This is a genomic window from Aeromonas sp. MR16, from assembly GCF_022549315.1.
GTDB lineage: Bacteria > Pseudomonadota > Gammaproteobacteria > Enterobacterales > Aeromonadaceae > Aeromonas > Aeromonas aquatica.
This window is the reverse complement of record NZ_JAKZFK010000014.1, coordinates 67,893-84,095: the sequence shown is the minus strand read 5'-3', so window position 1 is coordinate 84,095 and position 16,203 is coordinate 67,893. Positions and strand designations below refer to the sequence as shown.

The following is a 16,203-nucleotide window of genomic DNA, read 5'->3' as shown; positions in this document are numbered from 1 at the left end:
AGTTGCATCATCAATGGTCTTCTTGTGCCATCGACAGATAGACGATGGTCAGAACCATGAAGATAAACGCCTGCAAAGTGATGATCAGGATGTGGAAAATTGCCCAAGGCACGGACAGGATCCACTGTGACCACCAGGGTAACAAACCCGCAATCAGGATAAAGATCAGTTCGCCAGCATACATGTTGCCGAACAGTCGCAGACCCAACGAAACAGGCTTGGAAATCAACGTGACGGTTTCAAGGATGAAGTTAACCGGGATGGCAGCGGGGTGATTGAAAGGCTGAAGCGTCAGCTCCTTCACGAATCCGCTGATACCCTTGACCTTGATGCTGTAATACAGGATCAAGAAGAACACGCCCAAAGCCATGGACATGGTGATGTTAACGTCAGCAGAGGGAACCACACGCAGATAGGGAACACCCATCAACTGTGCAGCGTGAGGGATAAAGTCAACGGGGATCAGATCCATGAAGTTCATCAGGAAGATCCAGACAAACACTGTCAGTCCCAACGGTGCGATGACCGGGTTCCGACCATGGAAGATGTCCTTGACGTTACCATTCACAAACTCGACCAGCATCTCCACAAAGCACTGCAGCTTACCGGGCACACCGCTGGTTGCCTTGACGGCTACGCGGCGGAACGACCAGATAAACAGGGCGCCTAGCAAGACGGAAAATATCATGGAATCGATATTGACCGTCCAGAACCCGGACCCGACTTGCAGGTGGGTCAGGTGGTGGGAGATATATCCCTGAGGAGTCAGGACTTCTCCGGTTGCAGACATGAGTTTTCCTAATAGTGGTTGTTAAGCGTGAATGAAACTATCCACTGTACAACGAGGGCGAGGATATAAGTGGCGAAGAACGAGACGGTGTTGACCTCGATCCCGGAGCCAAACATCAGGGCGAAGAGTCCTGTTGTAGTAATGAGCTTAATCCCTGCCCCACCATAAAAGTCCCGCAAAACCAGACCCACGCTCTCTTTCGTCACCTTGCGGCGCAGAACCCAGAGTGTGAACAGGGCTTGAGGAACCCAGTACATTCCCCCCCCATAGAGGGAAGAACGTCCGGCAAACGCTCCCGACTGATAAAACCAGACGGTACTGATCGCCAGGATCAGGATGAGCTGACAAACGAGCATAGCCAAGGCTAGCATCAAACCTTCCAAGGCTACTTTCTGTTTCACCAACCTACCCCTGAACATTACAGAACTGTAAAAAATCGGGATCCGAAGACCCCAGGTTCACAGCTCGAAAAGCCGGTCAAATTATACCCGTGGAGACGGCTATTGCAATATGGCAAAAATCCTTAATTTTTGCGGCTTTCCGCGCGAAATTAAGGTTATGTTCATATCGAAAGGAATGGATGTTTTATTACTACAAAAAGCGTAAAAATCACGATTCTGACAGGCCAAAATAGCACAGTAAGCGGTCCAAATCCGCTAAGTTATCGTAACTTATTACTAACTTACCGCTATCCTGCTTGCCCGGTTGAAGTTGTACCTGATTGCCAATTTTTTCTGAAATCTGGCGCTCGAGATAACCGAACTGGGGATCGCGAACAGGCTCAACCTTGGTTTTTGCCGGCTCCAGCGTCTTTTGAACGAGTTTCTCGGTATCTCGCACGGTCAAGCCCTTCTGGGCAACCAGCTTGGCTAGCTCGGACTGCGCCGGGCCGCTCAGTGCCAACAGGGCGCGGGCATGACCCATGTCGAGATCGCCGTGTTCAACGAACCGCTTCACGTCCTCGTTGAGCTGATTGAGCCGCAGCAGGTTGGTCACAGTAGTGCGGGACTTGCCCACCGCCTCGGCCACTTGCTGATGGGTCAACTCGAACTCGGTCAGCAACCGCTGCAGGGCAACCGCCTCTTCGATGGCATTGAGATCCTCGCGCTGGATGTTCTCAATCAGCGCGATGGCCACCGCAGCCTCATCGGGCACATCCCTGACGATACAGGGGACAACCTCGAGCCGGGCCAGCTGGGAGGCGCGCCAGCGCCGCTCACCGGCGATGATCTCGAAACGGTTCTCACCGATCGAGCGTACCACTATGGGCTGAATCACACCTTGCGCACGGATCGAGTTGGCCAGGTCTTCCAGCGCATCCTGCGACATGTCCTTGCGCGGTTGGTACTTGCCGGACTGCAACCACTCCACCGGCAGCTTGCGCAGCTCGCCCTGATTGGTGGGCGCCATGGCCTGCTCGGTGCGCTGGTCGCTCATCACCTGCTTCTGGCGGGCGGCCGTGCTGGTGCTGAGCAGGGCATCCAGCCCCTTGCCCAGTCCACGTTTCTTCGGAGTCATAGGCTCTCTCGATCTGCGGTGGTGGGCTGATGTTCCTGCTCCTGGCGGCGCAGGATCTCGCCGGCCAGCGCCAGATAGGCCTTGGCCCCCACCGATGATTTGTCATAGTGCATGGCCGGGGCCCCGAAGCTCGGCGCCTCCGCCAGTCGTACGTTGCGGGGGATGATGGTGCGATAGACCTTGTCCCCGAAGTGCTGTTTCAGCTGATCGGACACATCATTGGCCAGCCGGTTGCGGTGATCGAACATGGTGCGCAGCACCCCTTCGATCTTCAGCTCCGGGTTGACCACGGCTGCCAGCTTGCTGATGGTGTCGACCAGGGCGGTCAGCCCTTCCAGCGCGTAATACTCGCACTGCATGGGCACCAGCACGGAATCGGCGGCGGCCATGGCGTTGACGGTCAGCATGTTGAGAGAAGGCGGGCAGTCGATGAAGACGTAGTCGTATTTGTCCCGTACCGAGGCCAGCGCGTTGCGCAGGCGGATCTCGCGGGCGAAGAATTCCATCAGGCGGATTTCCGCCGCCGTGACGTCGGCGTTGGCGGCGATGAGGTGATAGCCCCCCGAGGTCTCGGGGATGATCACCTCGTTGATGGGGGTATCCTCGATCAGCAGTTCATAGGCGGTGCGCTCGACTTCGTACTTGTCGATGCCGCTGCCCATGGTGGCATTGCCCTGCGGATCCAGATCGATCACCAGCACCTTGCGCCGGGTGGCGGCCAGGGAGGCGGCCAGATTGACACAGGTGGTCGTTTTACCCACTCCACCCTTCTGGTTGGCTATGGCAATGACTTTTCCCACACTATCCCCTAAATGAATACAGCGGCCCTATTCGGGCTGGATGGCTTTAAACTCCAGCAGATGACGTTCACCTTCCAGCTCAGGCACCACCAGCTTGTGGGCGGCAACCAGACGGATGCTGGCGGGCAACTGGGCCAGTTCCTGCTCGGGATATTGCCCCTTGAGCGCCAGGAAGCTGCCTTCGGGTGACGGTAGATGATGACACCAGCCCAGCATGTCCTCAAGGGAAGCAAAGGCCCGGCTGAGTACACCATCAAAACCCACCTCGGGCTGATACTCTTCAACCCGGGATTTAACCGGCGTCACATTGGTCAAGCCCAGCTCCAGGATCACCTGGCGGATGAAGTTGATTCGCTTGCCCAAGCTGTCCAGCAGCACGAACTGCTTGTCCGGGTTGATGATCGCCAGCGGCAGGCCGGGCAGGCCGGGGCCGGTGCCGACATCGATGAAACGCTCACCGTGCAGGTGAGGGCTCACCACCAGGCTGTCGAGGATGTGCTTGACCAGCATGGCGTCGGGATCGCGCACCGAGGTGAGATTGTAAGCCTTGTTCCACTTGTGCAGCAACTCGACCAAGTGCACCAACTGGCTCTTCTGGGTGTCGGTGATAACAATACCGGCCTGCATGAGCAGGCCGTTCAATCTTTCCAGCATGGGGATCCTCAGGCGGTTTTACGCAGCAGGCCGTGTTTCTTCAGGTGAACCAACAGGATGGAGATGGCCGCCGGGGTGATGCCGGAAATGCGGGAGGCCTGACCTATGGTCTGCGGCTTGGCATCGTTGAGTTTGGCGATCACCTCGTTGGAGAGACTGTTCACGTCGCGGTAGTCCATGTCCAGCGGCAACAAGGTGTTCTCGTTGCGCAGCTGCTTCTCCACCTCGTCGTGTTGACGCTCGATGTAGCCGGCGTACTTGATCTGGATCTCCACCTGATCCGCCGCCGCTGTGTCTGCCAGCGCGGGGCCGACCCCTTCGATGGCCATCAGGGCATCGTAGGTGACCTCGGGGCGACGCAGCAGCTCTTCCAGGCTCTGCTCGCGGGACAACGGGGTGTTGACCAGGGCATTGACCGCCTCCAGCGATGGGTGTTGCGGGTGGATCCAGGTCGAACGCATGCGTTGACGCTCCTGCTCGACCTGTTCCATCTTGGCGTTGAATTTGCTCCAGCGGTGATCATCCACCAGACCCAGCTCGCGGCCGATGGCAGTCAGGCGCAGATCGGCGTTGTCTTCCCGCAACAACAGGCGATATTCGGCACGGCTGGTGAACATGCGATAGGGCTCGCGAGTCCCCATGGTAGAGAGATCGTCCATCATCACGCCCATGTAGGCCTGATCCCGACGGGGATGCCAGGGATCCTTGCCCTGGGCACGCAGGCCGGCGTTCAAACCGGCCATCAGCCCTTGGGCCGCCGCCTCTTCGTAACCCGTAGTGCCGTTGATCTGGCCGGCGAAGAACAGGTTTTCGATGCACTTGCTCTCCATGTTGGCCTTGAGATCCCGCGGATCGAAGAAGTCGTATTCGATGGCGTAGCCGGGGCGGGTGATGTGGGCATTCTCGAAGCCACGGATCGAACGCACGATCTGCACCTGCACATCGAAAGGCAGGCTGGTGGAGATCCCGTTCGGGTAGAGTTCGTGGGTGGTCAGGCCTTCCGGCTCGACAAAAATCTGGTGCGCCGTCTTGTCCGCAAAGCGGGTGATCTTGTCCTCGATCGACGGGCAGTAGCGGGGGCCTATCCCCTCGATCACCCCAGCGTACATGGGGCTGCGATCCAGGTTGTTGCGGATCACCTCGTGGGTCTGCTCGTTGGTATGAGTGACGTAGCAGGGTACCTGGCGCGGGTGCTGGCTGGCATCGCCGATAAACGAGAAGACGGGGCGCGGATCGTCACCGTGCTGCTGCTGCATCACGGAGAAATCGACGGTACGGGCATCGATGCGCGGCGGCGTGCCGGTCTTGAGGCGATCCATGCGAAACGGCATCTCACGCAGCCGTTGAGCCAATGCGATCGAGGGAGGATCCCCGGCGCGACCGCCCTTGTAATTTTCCATGCCGATGTGGATCAAACCATTCAGGAAGGTCCCCACGGTCAGCACGACCGTCTTGCCGCTGATGCGGATCCCGCTCTGGGTCACGACACCGGCAACGCGATCCCCATCCATGATCAGATCGTCACAGGCTTGCTGGAAGATCTTCAGGTTTGGATAGTTCTCCAGGGTCTGACGTACCACCGCCTTGTACAGCAGGCGATCTGCCTGGGCGCGAGTGGCACGCACGGCGGGCCCTTTGGAGGAGTTCAGAGTACGGAACTGGATCCCGCCAAGATCGATGGCTTGCGCCATGATCCCGCCGAGTGCATCCACTTCCTTGACCAGGTGTCCCTTGCCGATCCCGCCGATCGCCGGATTACAGGACATGTGTCCCAGCGTATCGATGTTGTGGGTCAACAACAGGGTGTTGAGGCCCATACGGGCAGCTGCCGTCGCTGCTTCGGTGCCTGCGTGACCGCCACCGACGACGATCACATCAAATTGTTCATGGTATTGCATTGGGATCACCTTGATCTGCACGCCTGAAGATCTGTATTTGCCTGGGCTCAGGGGCGGATCATTCTATCTGTTTCGCATCCTGAGGGGAACGTCTACTTCAGGATCAGAATGGATGAAGGATCCGTTAAATAGATCTTAAGGATCTTTAGATCGATCTTTTATTGGATCTTTTATTAGGATCCGGGATTTCTGTTGATAAGCACTTTTTGATCATAAAGATCATCTGGTTAAAGACGATCTCAGCTTGTGGAAAAGCTTGGATCCCAGGGCCGGGAACAGGGGGATAACCAGTGCTTTTATACACAGACCGCTGGCGGCTCGGATCTCATACATGGATAACTATAGGTTTTGCAGAGCTTTACACCATAGTTATGCACATTACCCCTGGGCATTGTGGGTAACCATGTAGAACAACTCGCCCGGATCAATCTGTTAATAACATGGTGGATAGTTGATCTGGGGATAAGTGGGGAGATCAAGCTTTTTTTCAGGATCTCCCGGCGCTGATCAGGCGATCATTGCCATCCAGTCATGGATCCAGGCCTCGGCGGCATCTTCCGGGATCTCGTGCTGGGTCACATCGATATCAAGACGATCCCCGATCCGGCTGGCGCCGCAGCTGGCCAGCAGTTGATCCAGGGTTCTGCCGCCCTGGCAGAAGGTGTCATAACTGCGGTCACCAAGCCCGATCACCCCATATTTCAAGCCCTTAAGATCCGGATGTTGCTTGGCAAGATCCTGGGCGAAGCGCTGCAGGTTATCGGGGACATCACCGGCGCCATGGGTGGAAGTGACCACCAGCAGGATGGCATCCGGCTCCGCCAGCACCTCGGCCAGGCTGGCCGGGTTGTGGATCTTGGTCTGGTGACCCGCCTGTTCCAGCAGATTGGCGACATGATCCGCGACATATTCGGCGGCCCCCAGCATGGAACCGACGACGAGATTGAGTTTGGCCATGGTATGGATCCTGAAAAATCGAAAGCGGGATTCTACCGCCAAAGGATGTGGATAAATATGGATAAAGCTTGGGGATAAGGATCCTTCACGATTTTTATGGCAGAGGCCGCCCTCGCCATCTTTTTTCATCCTCCCCTGTGTTCCCTTCTCTTGAGCACCCACCTGAATGAGTCTTTCTGCCGGAAATGTCATCCGTTGATACAACAGGTAACAATAGAGATGCAAATGATTAGCAATTATTGAATCGATTCGATCATGGCTCTTGTAGTAGCATTGTGCCGATTTATTCGCCTAAGGAGTCGGGCAGACCGGCCGCATTGGGCACCCATAATAAGAAACCAAAATATAACTCATTGATATTTGAGACACTTATATGATTGCGCATAAAAATACCCCAAATGCAGTGATGCGAAAGAGGGCAGCCAAGCTGTTGCCGCTCTCCTGTTTGCTGGCTGGCCTGCCGGTGCTGGCTGCGGAACAAGTAGAAAAAGAGCAGACCAAGACCAACGAAACCATGGTGGTGACAGGTACCGCCATGAAGATCGACGTGCCCATGGCCGAGACGGCACGAGCCGTCTCCGTGGTGAACCGTGAGGAGCTTGATCAGCATGCCGTGCAGCAGCTCGACGAGTCCGTGCGTTATCGCGCGGGCGTGCTCACCGGTCTCTATGGCTCTGACAACAACACCGACTGGTTCAAGGTCCGTGGTTTCGACGCCGCCTCCTATCTGGATGGCAACCGCCTGTTCAGCACCGGTTATTACGTCTGGACTCCCGAACCATTCGGCATGGAAAGCGTGGAGCTGCTGAAGGGACCGGCCTCCATCCTCTACGGTGAGGCCCCTCCCGGCGGTGTGATCAACGCCATCAGCAAGCATCCCACCGAGACGCCGCAAGGCCAGGTCAATCTGCAGCTGGGCGACCGGGATCTGCGCCAGGTCGGGGTCGATATTTCCGACGAGCTGACCGACAACAGCCGCTATCGCATGGTTGCTCTCTATAAAGAGCGCGATGGCGTGCTGGATGGCACCTATAACGAGCGAACCTATCTGGCGCCGAGCGTGACCCTGGATATCTCGGATCGCACCAGCCTGACCCTGCTGGGCAGCTTCCTGCACGATGAAGGGGTGCCCACCAACGGCTTCTTCCCCGTCTACGGTACCCTCAATACAGAGGGTGGCCAGATCGATCCCAGCACCAACCTGAGCCAGCCGGATTACGATCGCAACCGCAATACCCAGATCTCCGCCGGTTACGAGCTGGCCCACGAGATCAACCAGACTTGGGAGTTCAAGCAGAACGTCCGCTTCAACTACAACGATCTGCTGCTGCGCCAGACCTATATCTTCCCGACCTATGAAGGCACCACCGCCTACCGTGGTCTGGTCTACCGTGATGGCGACACCAAGAGTGCCACCATGGACAACCAGATGGTGGGTTACTGGAGCACGGATCGCACCGAGCAGACCTTGCTGTTGGGGATCGATCTGCAGCGTCACGTGAACGAAGGGGTCGAGGCCGACAACTACGCCATGGGATCCATCGATACCATGAACCCGGATTACAGCGGCTTCCCCGGCTTCGATGAGTCCACCGCCACCTATCAGAAGAGCACCAAGGGTCAGAGTGGCCTCTATGCCCAGCACCAGATCCGCTGGGATGATCGCTGGTTGCTGACCGCCGGCGGTCGCTTCGACTACGTGGAGACCCACAACATCAGCGAAGCCAAGAGCAAAGACGAGAAGCAGTACGACGACAACCTCTCTCTCTCCGGCAGCCTGATGTACCTGGCCGACAACGGCCTCTCTCCTTACTTCACCTATGCGGAGTCATTCGAGGTGCTGGCGGGGATAGACCCCAATACCGGCAACTCCTACAAACCGCTCGAAGGCAAGTTGTACGAGACCGGCATCAAGTATGCGCCGAGCTTCCTCGATGGTTACATCAATCTGGCGTTGTTCGATCTGGAGCAGACCAACTCCCTGGTCTCCACCGGTACCGGCCAGCAGACCCAGGCCGGCAAAGTGACCTCCCAGGGTGTCGAGCTGGAAGGGAGCGTGCAAGCTACCGCAGCACTGCGCCTGACCGCGGCTTATACCTACACCGATGCCAAGACCAACGACACCGGCAATGGCGATCGTCAAGCCAGCCTGATCCCGCGCCACCAGGCCTCCTTCTGGGGCAACTACAAGGTGCAGCAGGGCCCTGTCTCCGGGCTTGAAGTCGGCACCGGGGTGCGCTACATCGGCTCCAGCGTCGGTATCGGCGCAGTGGATGCCAACTACAACCCCATCTATGGTTCGGCCCAGGTGCCTGCCCAGACGGTGTGGGATGCGATGATCGGGTATGACTTTGCCAAGAACTGGCGTGCCCAGATCAACGTCAACAACCTGCTGGACGACACCTACGTAGCGAGCTGTGATTACTACTGCTACTACGGTGAGCCGCGCAGCATAGTCGGCACCGTCAACTACCGCTGGTAAGATACAGGCCGGGCGGGAGCGTTAGCTCCCGCCCTCCTTCTTTTTGTACACAGGCCTGTCATGGAACTCTTGTCACTCGTTTACCGCCAATACCGTTGGCCCTTCATCGTCATCAGCCTGCTCAGCCTGCTCAGTGCAGTGAGCGGGATAGGTGTTATTGCCTTTATCAATCAATCCCTTATCGAATCAATTGGCGACCCGCTACCGGTACTCGGCCAACTGCTTGGTCTCATTTTGCTGCTGCTGGTCATCACACTCGGCTCGCAATTGGCCCTGACCACACTCGGTCATCATTTCGTTTATCGTCTGCGTGGCCGCCTGCTCAAGCAGCTGCTGGACACCGATGTCGCCCGCATTCGCCAGATAGGGCAGGGGCCACTGCTGGCTTCCCTCTCCAGCGACATCGGCCAGATCACCATCGCCTTCGTGCGCCTGCCGGAGCTGGTGCAGGGGCTGGTGCTCACCCTGGGCTCCGCCCTCTACCTCGGCTGGCTGTCGCCGGCCCTGCTCGGCGTCACCGCGCTCTGGGTCACCTTCACCATGGTGGTGGGCTGGCTGCTGGTGAACCATGTCTATCGCCACCTGTCCCGCATGCGGCAGGCCGAAGACAAACTCTATCAGAACTATCAGGCCATCATCGCCGGCAGCAAGGAGCTGGCGCTCAATCGCGAGCGTGCTCACTTCGTCTACCACCAGCTCTATGAGCAGAATGCGCAAGACTATCGCCGCCACATCATCAGCGCCGATACCTATCACCTGAGCGCGGTGAACTGGTCGAACATCATGATGCTGGGGGCCATCGGCCTGGTCTTCTTCCTGGCCAATGGCCTGGGCTGGGCTAACACCAACGTGGCCGCCACCTTCGCCCTGACCCTGCTGTTCCTGCGTACTCCCTTGTTGCAGGGCATAGGCGCCCTGCCGACACTGATCGCCGCCCAGGTGGCGTTCGACAAGATAGCGACGCTGACATTGGCCGAGCAGGATCCCGACTTCCCGTTGCCGCCGGCCCCCAGTGCCTGGCAGCGCATCCAGCTGGAGGAAGTGAGCTTCCACTATCAAGGGGAGGGCGGCTTCGCGGTGGGTCCGATCAATCTCACTGTCGAGCGGGGGGAGCAGATCTTCATCATTGGTGGCAACGGTTCCGGCAAGTCGACCCTGGCCATGCTGCTGACCGGCCTCTATCAGCCGGTCTCTGGCCGGATCCTGCTGGATGGCGAGCCCATAGTGGATCGCAACGCCTATCTGGCGCTGTTCTCCGCCATCTTCACCGACTATCACCTGTTCCAGCACCTGCTGGGGCCCGAGCCGAAGCAGGCACTGATCGCCGAGTGGCTGGAGCGGCTGCAGATGGGCAGCAAGTTGCGCATCGAGGATGACTTCATCGCCAACATCGAGCTCTCCCAGGGCCAACGCAAGCGGGTCGCCCTGCTGCTGGCGCTGGCCGAGCAGCGCGAGATCATGCTGTTCGACGAGTGGGCCGCGGATCAGGATCCCCAGTTCCGCCGCATCTTCTATCAGGTGCTGTTGCCACGCCTGAAGGAGATGGGCAAGACGGTGATCGCCATCAGTCACGACGATCTCTACTTCTCCCAGGCGGATCGCCTGCTGGAGATGCGCCAGGGGCAGCTCACCGAGCTGACCGGCGAACGGCGCGAGCGGGTCAGCCAGGATGCCGTCGCCCATCTGGATAGCGAGGTGCCGGTCTGATGCCGGCCGCAAGGGGGAGGCGAGAGCCAACCCCTTTCAGCACAGGAATGAATCATGTTTGAGATGAAAGCCGCCAGCTTCACGATAAACGACCGCAAGCTGCTGCACCCCACCGACCTGCGCTTCGAGCAGGGCCAGGTCTACGGCCTCATCGGCCACAACGGCTCCGGCAAGTCCACCCTGCTCAAGTTGCTGGCTCGCCAGCAGCCCCTGAGCGATGGCGAGATCCTGTTCGACAACAAGCCGCTGTCCGACTGGGGCAATAGAGACTTCGCCCGCCAGGTCGCCTATCTGCCACAACATCTGCCGAGCGCCGAGAATCTGCTCGGCCGGGAGCTGGTGGAGATGGGTCGCTACCCCTGGCGTGGCCTGCTGGGCCGCATGGGGGAGGAGGATCATAGTCAGGTCGACAAGGCCATCGCCCTCACCCATACCGAGCGTTTCGCGGACAGACTGGTGGATACCCTGTCCGGCGGCGAACGGGGGCGGGTCTGGCTGGCCATGCTGCTGGCCCAGGAGAGCCGCTTCATCCTGCTGGATGAGCCGCTGGCCGCGCTGGACGTGGCTCATCAGGTGGAGGTGCTCACGCTCGTCAAGCAGTTGAGCCGGCAGCTCAACCTCGGGGTTATCATCGTCATCCACGACATCAACATGGCGTCCCGTTTCTGCGATCAACTAGTGGCGCTGCACAGCGGCCGTCTGTTGATCCATGGGGAGCCTTCACGGATCATGACCAGCGAGACCCTGCATGCCATCTATGGCATCCCCATGGAAGTGATGCGCCATCCGGCCCACGCCCACGCTATCGCCATCATTTAGACAAGGGTTGTTATCCCGATGAGTTTATTTGCACCCATATCACGACAAACCGGCGAGACCCTGCACTCCATGTATCATGGCATCCCCATGGAGGTCATTCGCCATCCGGCCCACGCCCACGCCATCGCCATCATTTAGACAAGGTTCGCTATCTTGAGATCTTCATTGAAAAAGGCGAGCTGGCTGCTCTGCCTGCTGGCGCCGCTGGCGGTGCAGGCCGGCCCGGTGAGCAACACGGCCGTCGGCGATGCTGTTTTGCCTGGCGAGCACCAGGCTGTGCCCCGTATCGCCACCGTCGACTGGACCATAGCCGAGACCTTGCTGGTGCTGGGCGTGACCCCGCTGGCGATGGGTGATGTGGATTCCTATCGCGCCTGGGTGGGGGAGCCGAGGTTGCCCGCCGAGGTGGTGGACATCGGCCTGCGAGCCCAGCCCAATCGCGAGCTGCTAGCCGAGCTCAAGCCGGATCTCATCCTCATATCCCCGCTGGCGGCACCGCTGGCGCCAACCCTGTCCCGCATCGCGCCCGTGCAGTCCATCGCCCTCTATGAGCCCGATGCCGAGCTGTGGCCGCGACTGCGCGAGGCGACCCTGACCATAGCCGCGCTGGTGAACAGAACCGCCGAGGCCGAGCGCCAGCTCGCCGCGCTGGAGCGGGATCTGGCGCAGATGAAGGGGGCGCTGCCCGCCGATCTGCCCCCCTTGCTGGTGATGCAGTTCATCGACGAGCGCCATGTGCGGGTGTTTGGCCGCCACAGCCTGTTCGAGGCGGTGATGGCGCGGCTCGGCCTGCGCAATGCCTGGCAGGGGGAGACCAATGCCTGGGGCTTCTCGGTGGCCAGCCTGGAGCAGTTTTTAGCCATTCCCGAGGCCAGGCTGGTGGTGGTGGATCCCATTCCCGTGGGGGTGAGTGAAAAACTGCAGGAACCCGGGCTCTGGCAGCACCTGCCGCTGGTACAGAACGCGCCCGTGCTGCATCTGCCCGCGACCTGGAGTTTCGGCGGCATGCTGGCCGCTCGTCGTTTCGCCACCCTGCTCGGCGAGGCCCTGCAGGAGCAGGCAAGTGTGGCCCTCAAGGGAGAAGCCCAATGAACCGTTTCGTCTCCTCTCCCTTGCTGCGCCCGGGCCTCTGCCTGCTGGCGCTGACCCTGGTGCTGGCCTGTGGTGAGCTGGCGCGCCAGCTGCCGGGCTCCCTCTGGTGGCAAGCGCTCTTCTCTCCCAGGCTGGACGACGCCCGCCAGGCTGTCATCCACTTCAGCTGGTTGCCGCGACTGGTGGTCTGCCTGCTGGCCGGTGCCGCCCTCGGGCTCGCCGGTACCCTGATGCAGCAGGTGCTGCGTAATCCCCTCGCGTCCCCCACCACGCTCGGGGTGGCCTCCGGCGCCCAGCTGGCGCTGATGATGGTGACCCTGTTCGCCCCCTCCTGGCTGCTGATCGGCAGGGAGTGGATCGCCATGGCCGGTGGCAGCCTCGCCATGGGGCTGGTGTTTGCCCTGGCCTGGCGTCGCCAGCTCAATCCCGTGGTCATCGTGTTCGCCGGCCTGGTGATCAACCTCTATCTCGCGGCCATCAGCATGGGTCTGCTGCTGTTCTTCCAGGAGGAGCTCAAGGGCCTGCTGGTGTGGGGCAGCGGCTCCCTGGCCCAGAACAGCTGGAGCGGCGTCCTCTACCTGCTGCCGCGGCTGCTGGTGGCCGGGGCCCTGGCCGCCCTGCTGGTCCGCCCCCTGGGCGTGCTGGAGCTGGACGATGCCAGCGCCCGCAGTCTGGGGGTCTCCCTCAAGCAGCTGCGCTTCGCCGGACTTGGACTCGCGGTCTTCGTTACCGCCTGCGTGGTGAGCGTGGTGGGGCTGATAGGCTTCATCGGGCTGGCGGCGCCGGCCATGGTGCGACTGCTGGGGGTGAGGCAACTCGGCCAGCGCCTGCTGTGGGCCCCCATACTGGGTGCCTTGCTGCTGGCGGCTACGGATCTGCTGCTGCAATCCATGAGCCGCTTTTGGCCAGTGCTGATCCCGACCGGGGCCATGACGGCGCTGCTGGGGGCGCCGCTGCTGCTCTGGCTGATCCCTCGGCTTTCCTTCAAGTCGGGTGCCCCCAAGGCCGCCAGCGGACTGACGGTGGCACGCCATGGGGCACCTGCTCGGCTGGTTACCTTGCTGCTGCTTGGGTTGGGGATTGCCATCCTGGGCTCACTGCTGGTCGGGCAGGGGATGCACGGCTGGAGCTGGCCGAGCTGGCTCAGGTGGCAGGCCCAGCTGGAGTGGCGCCTGCCGCGTACCCTGGCGGCGGGCGCGGCCGGGGTCTTGCTGGCCCTGGCGGGCACCCTGCTGCAGCGGGTCAGCAACAACCCCATGGCGAGCCCCGAGCTGCTGGGAGTGAGCGGCGGCACCTTTATGGGGGTGATAGCGACGGCCTTGCTGCTGCCAGCCCTGCCACTGCCCATGATGCTGCTGGGGGGCTTGATAGGCGCTTTCGGCTGCCTCTTGCTGCTGGTGCTGGTCAACCGCAAGCACGGCTTCCAGCCTGAGCGGATCCTGCTCTCCGGCATCGCCATCACGGCGCTGTTCGAGCCGCTGCAGGCCATTGCCCTGGCCAACGGCGATCTGCGAGTGCAGCAACTGCTCTCCTGGATGTCCGGCTCCACCTATTACGTCACCCTGCCGGTGGCCTATGGCCTGACAGGGTTGGCGCTGCTGATGCTGGCGGCCTGCCTGCTGGTGAGCCGCTGGCTCGATCTGATGCCGATGGGACCGGCGGTGGCGACGGCGCTTGGGGTTCGCCTCAACCGTGCCCAGCTCGTCATACTGCTGCTGGTGGCGGTGTTGACTGCCAGCGCGACCCTGGTGATAGGCCCGCTCTCCTTCGCCGGCCTGCTGGCACCCCACATGGCCAAGCTGATGGGGCTGGTGCGGGCCCGCTGGCACCTGCTCGGTGCGGCAGGGTGCGGGGCCCTGCTGATGGTGTTGGCGGACTGGGTCGGCCAGCAGATCCTGTTCCCGCAGGAGGTGCCGGTCGGGCTGGTCTCCACCCTGTTAGGGGGCGCTTACTTCATGTGGTGCCTGCGCCGCCTCTAGGGTTGTGAAGAAAAAATGCACAAAAAAAAGCCCGGGATCATCCCGGGCTTTTCATTTCCTGCCGTGCAGGTTTATTTGCCGATGCAGAAGCTGGAGAAGATGCGGCCCAGCAGATCGTCCGAGCTGAACTCGCCGGTGATCTCGGACAGGGACTCCTGCGCCAGGCGCAGCTCCTCGGCCACCAGCTCGCCAGCCACATAGACTTCAAGCTGCTCCTTGGCCACCAGCAGCCGCTCGGCGGCGCGCTCCAGTGCATCCAGGTGGCGACGGCGGGCCATGAAGCCCCCCTCGGTGTTGCCCTGGAAGCCCATGCAGGCCTTCAGGTGCTCACGCAGGGCGGGCAGCCCCAGCTCGGTCTTGGCGGAGATGCGGTAGACCGCGTGGCCTAGCTCCTGGCTGGGAGCCAGATCCTCGCCGGTCAGATCGGCCTTGTTGCGCACGACGGTGAGACCGATGTTTTTTGGCAGGCGATCGACAAATTCCGGCCAGATCTCCCTCGGGTCTATCGCATCCGTGGTGGTGCCATCCACCATGAACAGCACCCGATCGGCCTGCTCTATCTCGGCCCAGGCGCGCTCTATGCCGATCTGCTCCACCTTGTCCTGGGTGTCGCGCAGGCCGGCGGTGTCGATGATGTGCAGCGGCATGCCATCCAGGTGGATGTGCTCGCGCAGCACGTCGCGGGTGGTGCCGGCGATTTCGGTGACTATGGCGGACTCGCGGCCGGCCAGGGCGTTGAGCAGGCTCGACTTGCCGGCGTTGGGACGGCCGGCGATCACCACCTTCATCCCTTCCCGCAGCAAGGCGCCCTGCTTGGCTTCGCCGCGCACGTCGTCCAGCTCGGCCATGATGCTGTACAGATCGCCGGCCACCTTGCCGTCGGAGAGGAAGTCTATCTCCTCGTCCGGGAAGTCGATGGCGGCCTCCACATAGATGCGCAGCCGGGTCAGGCTCTCCACCAGCTGCTGGATCTTGCCGGAGAACTGGCCCTGCAGGGAGTGCATGGCACTGCGGGCGGCCTGCTCGCTGGAGGCCTCAATCAGATCGGCGATGGCCTCGGCCTGGGCCAGGTCCAGCTTGTCGTTGAGGAAGGCGCGTTCGCTGAACTCGCCGGGACGGGCGGGGCGGATGCCGTCGATCTGCAGGATGCGGCGGATCAGCATGTCCAGGATGACGGGGCCGCCGTGACCCTGCAGCTCCAGCACATCTTCGCCGGTGAAGCTGTTGGGGGCCTTGAACAGCAGGGCGATGCCCTGATCCAGCGGCTGGCCCTGCTCATCGTTGAACGGCAGATATTCGGCATAACGCACCCTGGGGAGCCTGCCGAGCACGGCTTCGGCGACGCGCTCTACGGCGGGGCCCGAGACCCGGACTATGCCGACGCCACCCCGGCCGGGGGCGGTGGCCTGGGCCACGATCGTATCTGTTGTCATTTGCTTGACTCGTCTGTTCGGTGATTGCGGACATTGTAATAAAAAAGGCGGCCCTAAGGCCGCCTCTTTTGTCA

The 16,203-nt window shown here is 60.8% G+C and carries 13 protein-coding genes and 1 pseudogene; 6 read left to right on the top strand and 8 right to left on the bottom strand.

Going from position 1 to position 16,203, the window contains the following annotated elements; genetic code table 11:
- Positions 1–10 precede the first annotated feature (10 nt).
- The 7 genes from atpB to mioC form a co-directional block, all read right to left on the bottom strand.
- Positions 11–790: a F0F1 ATP synthase subunit A gene (gene atpB, locus MM194_RS12305; protein WP_033129664.1), complete on the bottom strand. Its 780-nt coding sequence runs from the start codon at positions 788–790 to the stop codon at positions 11–13.
- A gap of 8 nt (positions 791–798) precedes the next feature.
- Positions 799–1,209 (bottom strand): ATP synthase subunit I, encoded by a 411-nt coding sequence (locus tag MM194_RS12300; protein WP_033129665.1) that lies wholly within the window; start codon positions 1,207–1,209, stop codon positions 799–801.
- 190 nt (positions 1,210–1,399) lie between these two features.
- Complete coding sequence (locus tag MM194_RS12295; RefSeq protein ID WP_033129666.1) at positions 1,400–2,308, bottom strand: ParB/RepB/Spo0J family partition protein; 909 nt, start codon at positions 2,306–2,308, stop codon at positions 1,400–1,402.
- The gene (locus tag MM194_RS12290; protein ID WP_042641118.1) at positions 2,305–3,108 is read right to left on the bottom strand and encodes a ParA family protein; all 804 of its coding nucleotides are present in this window, start codon (positions 3,106–3,108) and stop codon (positions 2,305–2,307) included. Before MM194_RS12290 ends, MM194_RS12295 begins: the two co-directional genes overlap by 4 nt.
- 27 nt (positions 3,109–3,135) lie before the next feature.
- Entirely contained in the window at positions 3,136–3,762 is a 627-nt protein-coding gene (gene rsmG, locus MM194_RS12285; RefSeq protein ID WP_033129668.1) for a 16S rRNA (guanine(527)-N(7))-methyltransferase RsmG, read from the bottom strand.
- A gap of 8 nt (positions 3,763–3,770) precedes the next feature.
- Positions 3,771–5,660 carry a tRNA uridine-5-carboxymethylaminomethyl(34) synthesis enzyme MnmG gene (mnmG, locus tag MM194_RS12280; protein WP_033129669.1) on the bottom strand — a complete coding sequence of 630 codons (1,890 nt, stop codon included), beginning with the start codon at positions 5,658–5,660 and terminating at the stop codon, positions 3,771–3,773.
- Positions 5,661–6,167: 507 nt separating this feature from the next.
- The gene (gene mioC, locus MM194_RS12275; RefSeq protein WP_241343707.1) at positions 6,168–6,617 is read right to left on the bottom strand and encodes an FMN-binding protein MioC; all 450 of its coding nucleotides are present in this window, start codon (positions 6,615–6,617) and stop codon (positions 6,168–6,170) included.
- Positions 6,618–6,990: 373 nt separating this feature from the next.
- Between mioC and MM194_RS12270 the strand changes: the two genes are divergently transcribed.
- The 6 genes and pseudogenes from MM194_RS12270 to fhuB all read left to right on the top strand — a co-directional run bounded on the left by MM194_RS12270 (position 6,991) and on the right by fhuB (position 14,696).
- Entirely contained in the window at positions 6,991–9,099 is a 2,109-nt protein-coding gene (locus MM194_RS12270) for a TonB-dependent siderophore receptor (protein WP_241343706.1), read from the top strand.
- Positions 9,100–9,159: 60 nt separating this feature from the next.
- Positions 9,160–10,806, top strand: a complete 1,647-nt coding sequence (locus MM194_RS12265; RefSeq protein WP_241343705.1) for a multidrug ABC transporter permease/ATP-binding protein — start codon at positions 9,160–9,162, stop codon at positions 10,804–10,806.
- A 54-nt stretch (positions 10,807–10,860) separates the two neighbouring features.
- Positions 10,861–11,625, top strand: a complete 765-nt coding sequence (locus MM194_RS12260) for an ATP-binding cassette domain-containing protein (protein WP_033129673.1) — start codon at positions 10,861–10,863, stop codon at positions 11,623–11,625.
- 48 nt (positions 11,626–11,673) lie between these two features.
- Positions 11,674–11,763: pseudogene (locus tag MM194_RS12255) on the top strand (Fe3+-hydroxamate ABC transporter ATP-binding protein FhuC); the annotation flags it as partial.
- 72 nt (positions 11,764–11,835) lie between these two features.
- Complete coding sequence (locus MM194_RS12250) at positions 11,836–12,717, top strand: ABC transporter substrate-binding protein (RefSeq protein ID WP_241343716.1); 882 nt, start codon at positions 11,836–11,838, stop codon at positions 12,715–12,717.
- A complete protein-coding gene (gene fhuB / locus MM194_RS12245) occupies positions 12,714–14,696 on the top strand; it encodes a Fe(3+)-hydroxamate ABC transporter permease FhuB (protein ID WP_241343704.1) in 1,983 nt (660 codons plus the stop codon). Before MM194_RS12250 ends, fhuB begins: the two co-directional genes overlap by 4 nt.
- A 71-nt stretch (positions 14,697–14,767) precedes the next feature.
- Here the strand turns inward: fhuB and mnmE are convergent, their stop codons facing one another.
- A complete protein-coding gene (mnmE, locus tag MM194_RS12240; RefSeq protein WP_241343703.1) occupies positions 14,768–16,129 on the bottom strand; it encodes a tRNA uridine-5-carboxymethylaminomethyl(34) synthesis GTPase MnmE in 1,362 nt (453 codons plus the stop codon).
- Positions 16,130–16,203: the final 74 nt, after the last annotated feature.

Excerpts from the sequence above, each read along its gene's own strand:
- fhuB (WP_241343704.1), top strand. The coding sequence starts at position 12,714 with ATGAACCGTTTCGTCTCCTCTCCCTTGCTGCGCCCGGGCCTCTGCCTG.
- MM194_RS12265 (WP_241343705.1), top strand. The coding sequence starts at position 9,160 with ATGGAACTCTTGTCACTCGTTTACCGCCAATACCGTTGGCCCTTCATC.
- MM194_RS12260 (WP_033129673.1), top strand. The coding sequence starts at position 10,861 with ATGTTTGAGATGAAAGCCGCCAGCTTCACGATAAACGACCGCAAGCTG.
- MM194_RS12300 (WP_033129665.1), bottom strand. The coding sequence starts at position 1,209 with ATGTTCAGGGGTAGGTTGGTGAAACAGAAAGTAGCCTTGGAAGGTTTG.
- atpB (WP_033129664.1), bottom strand. The coding sequence starts at position 790 with ATGTCTGCAACCGGAGAAGTCCTGACTCCTCAGGGATATATCTCCCAC.
- mioC (WP_241343707.1), bottom strand. The coding sequence starts at position 6,617 with ATGGCCAAACTCAATCTCGTCGTCGGTTCCATGCTGGGGGCCGCCGAA.
- mnmG (WP_033129669.1), bottom strand. The coding sequence starts at position 5,660 with ATGCAATACCATGAACAATTTGATGTGATCGTCGTCGGTGGCGGTCAC.
- MM194_RS12295 (WP_033129666.1), bottom strand. The coding sequence starts at position 2,308 with ATGACTCCGAAGAAACGTGGACTGGGCAAGGGGCTGGATGCCCTGCTC.
- mnmE (WP_241343703.1), bottom strand. The coding sequence starts at position 16,129 with ATGACAACAGATACGATCGTGGCCCAGGCCACCGCCCCCGGCCGGGGT.
- MM194_RS12270 (WP_241343706.1), top strand. The coding sequence starts at position 6,991 with ATGATTGCGCATAAAAATACCCCAAATGCAGTGATGCGAAAGAGGGCA.
- rsmG (WP_033129668.1), bottom strand. The coding sequence starts at position 3,762 with ATGCTGGAAAGATTGAACGGCCTGCTCATGCAGGCCGGTATTGTTATC.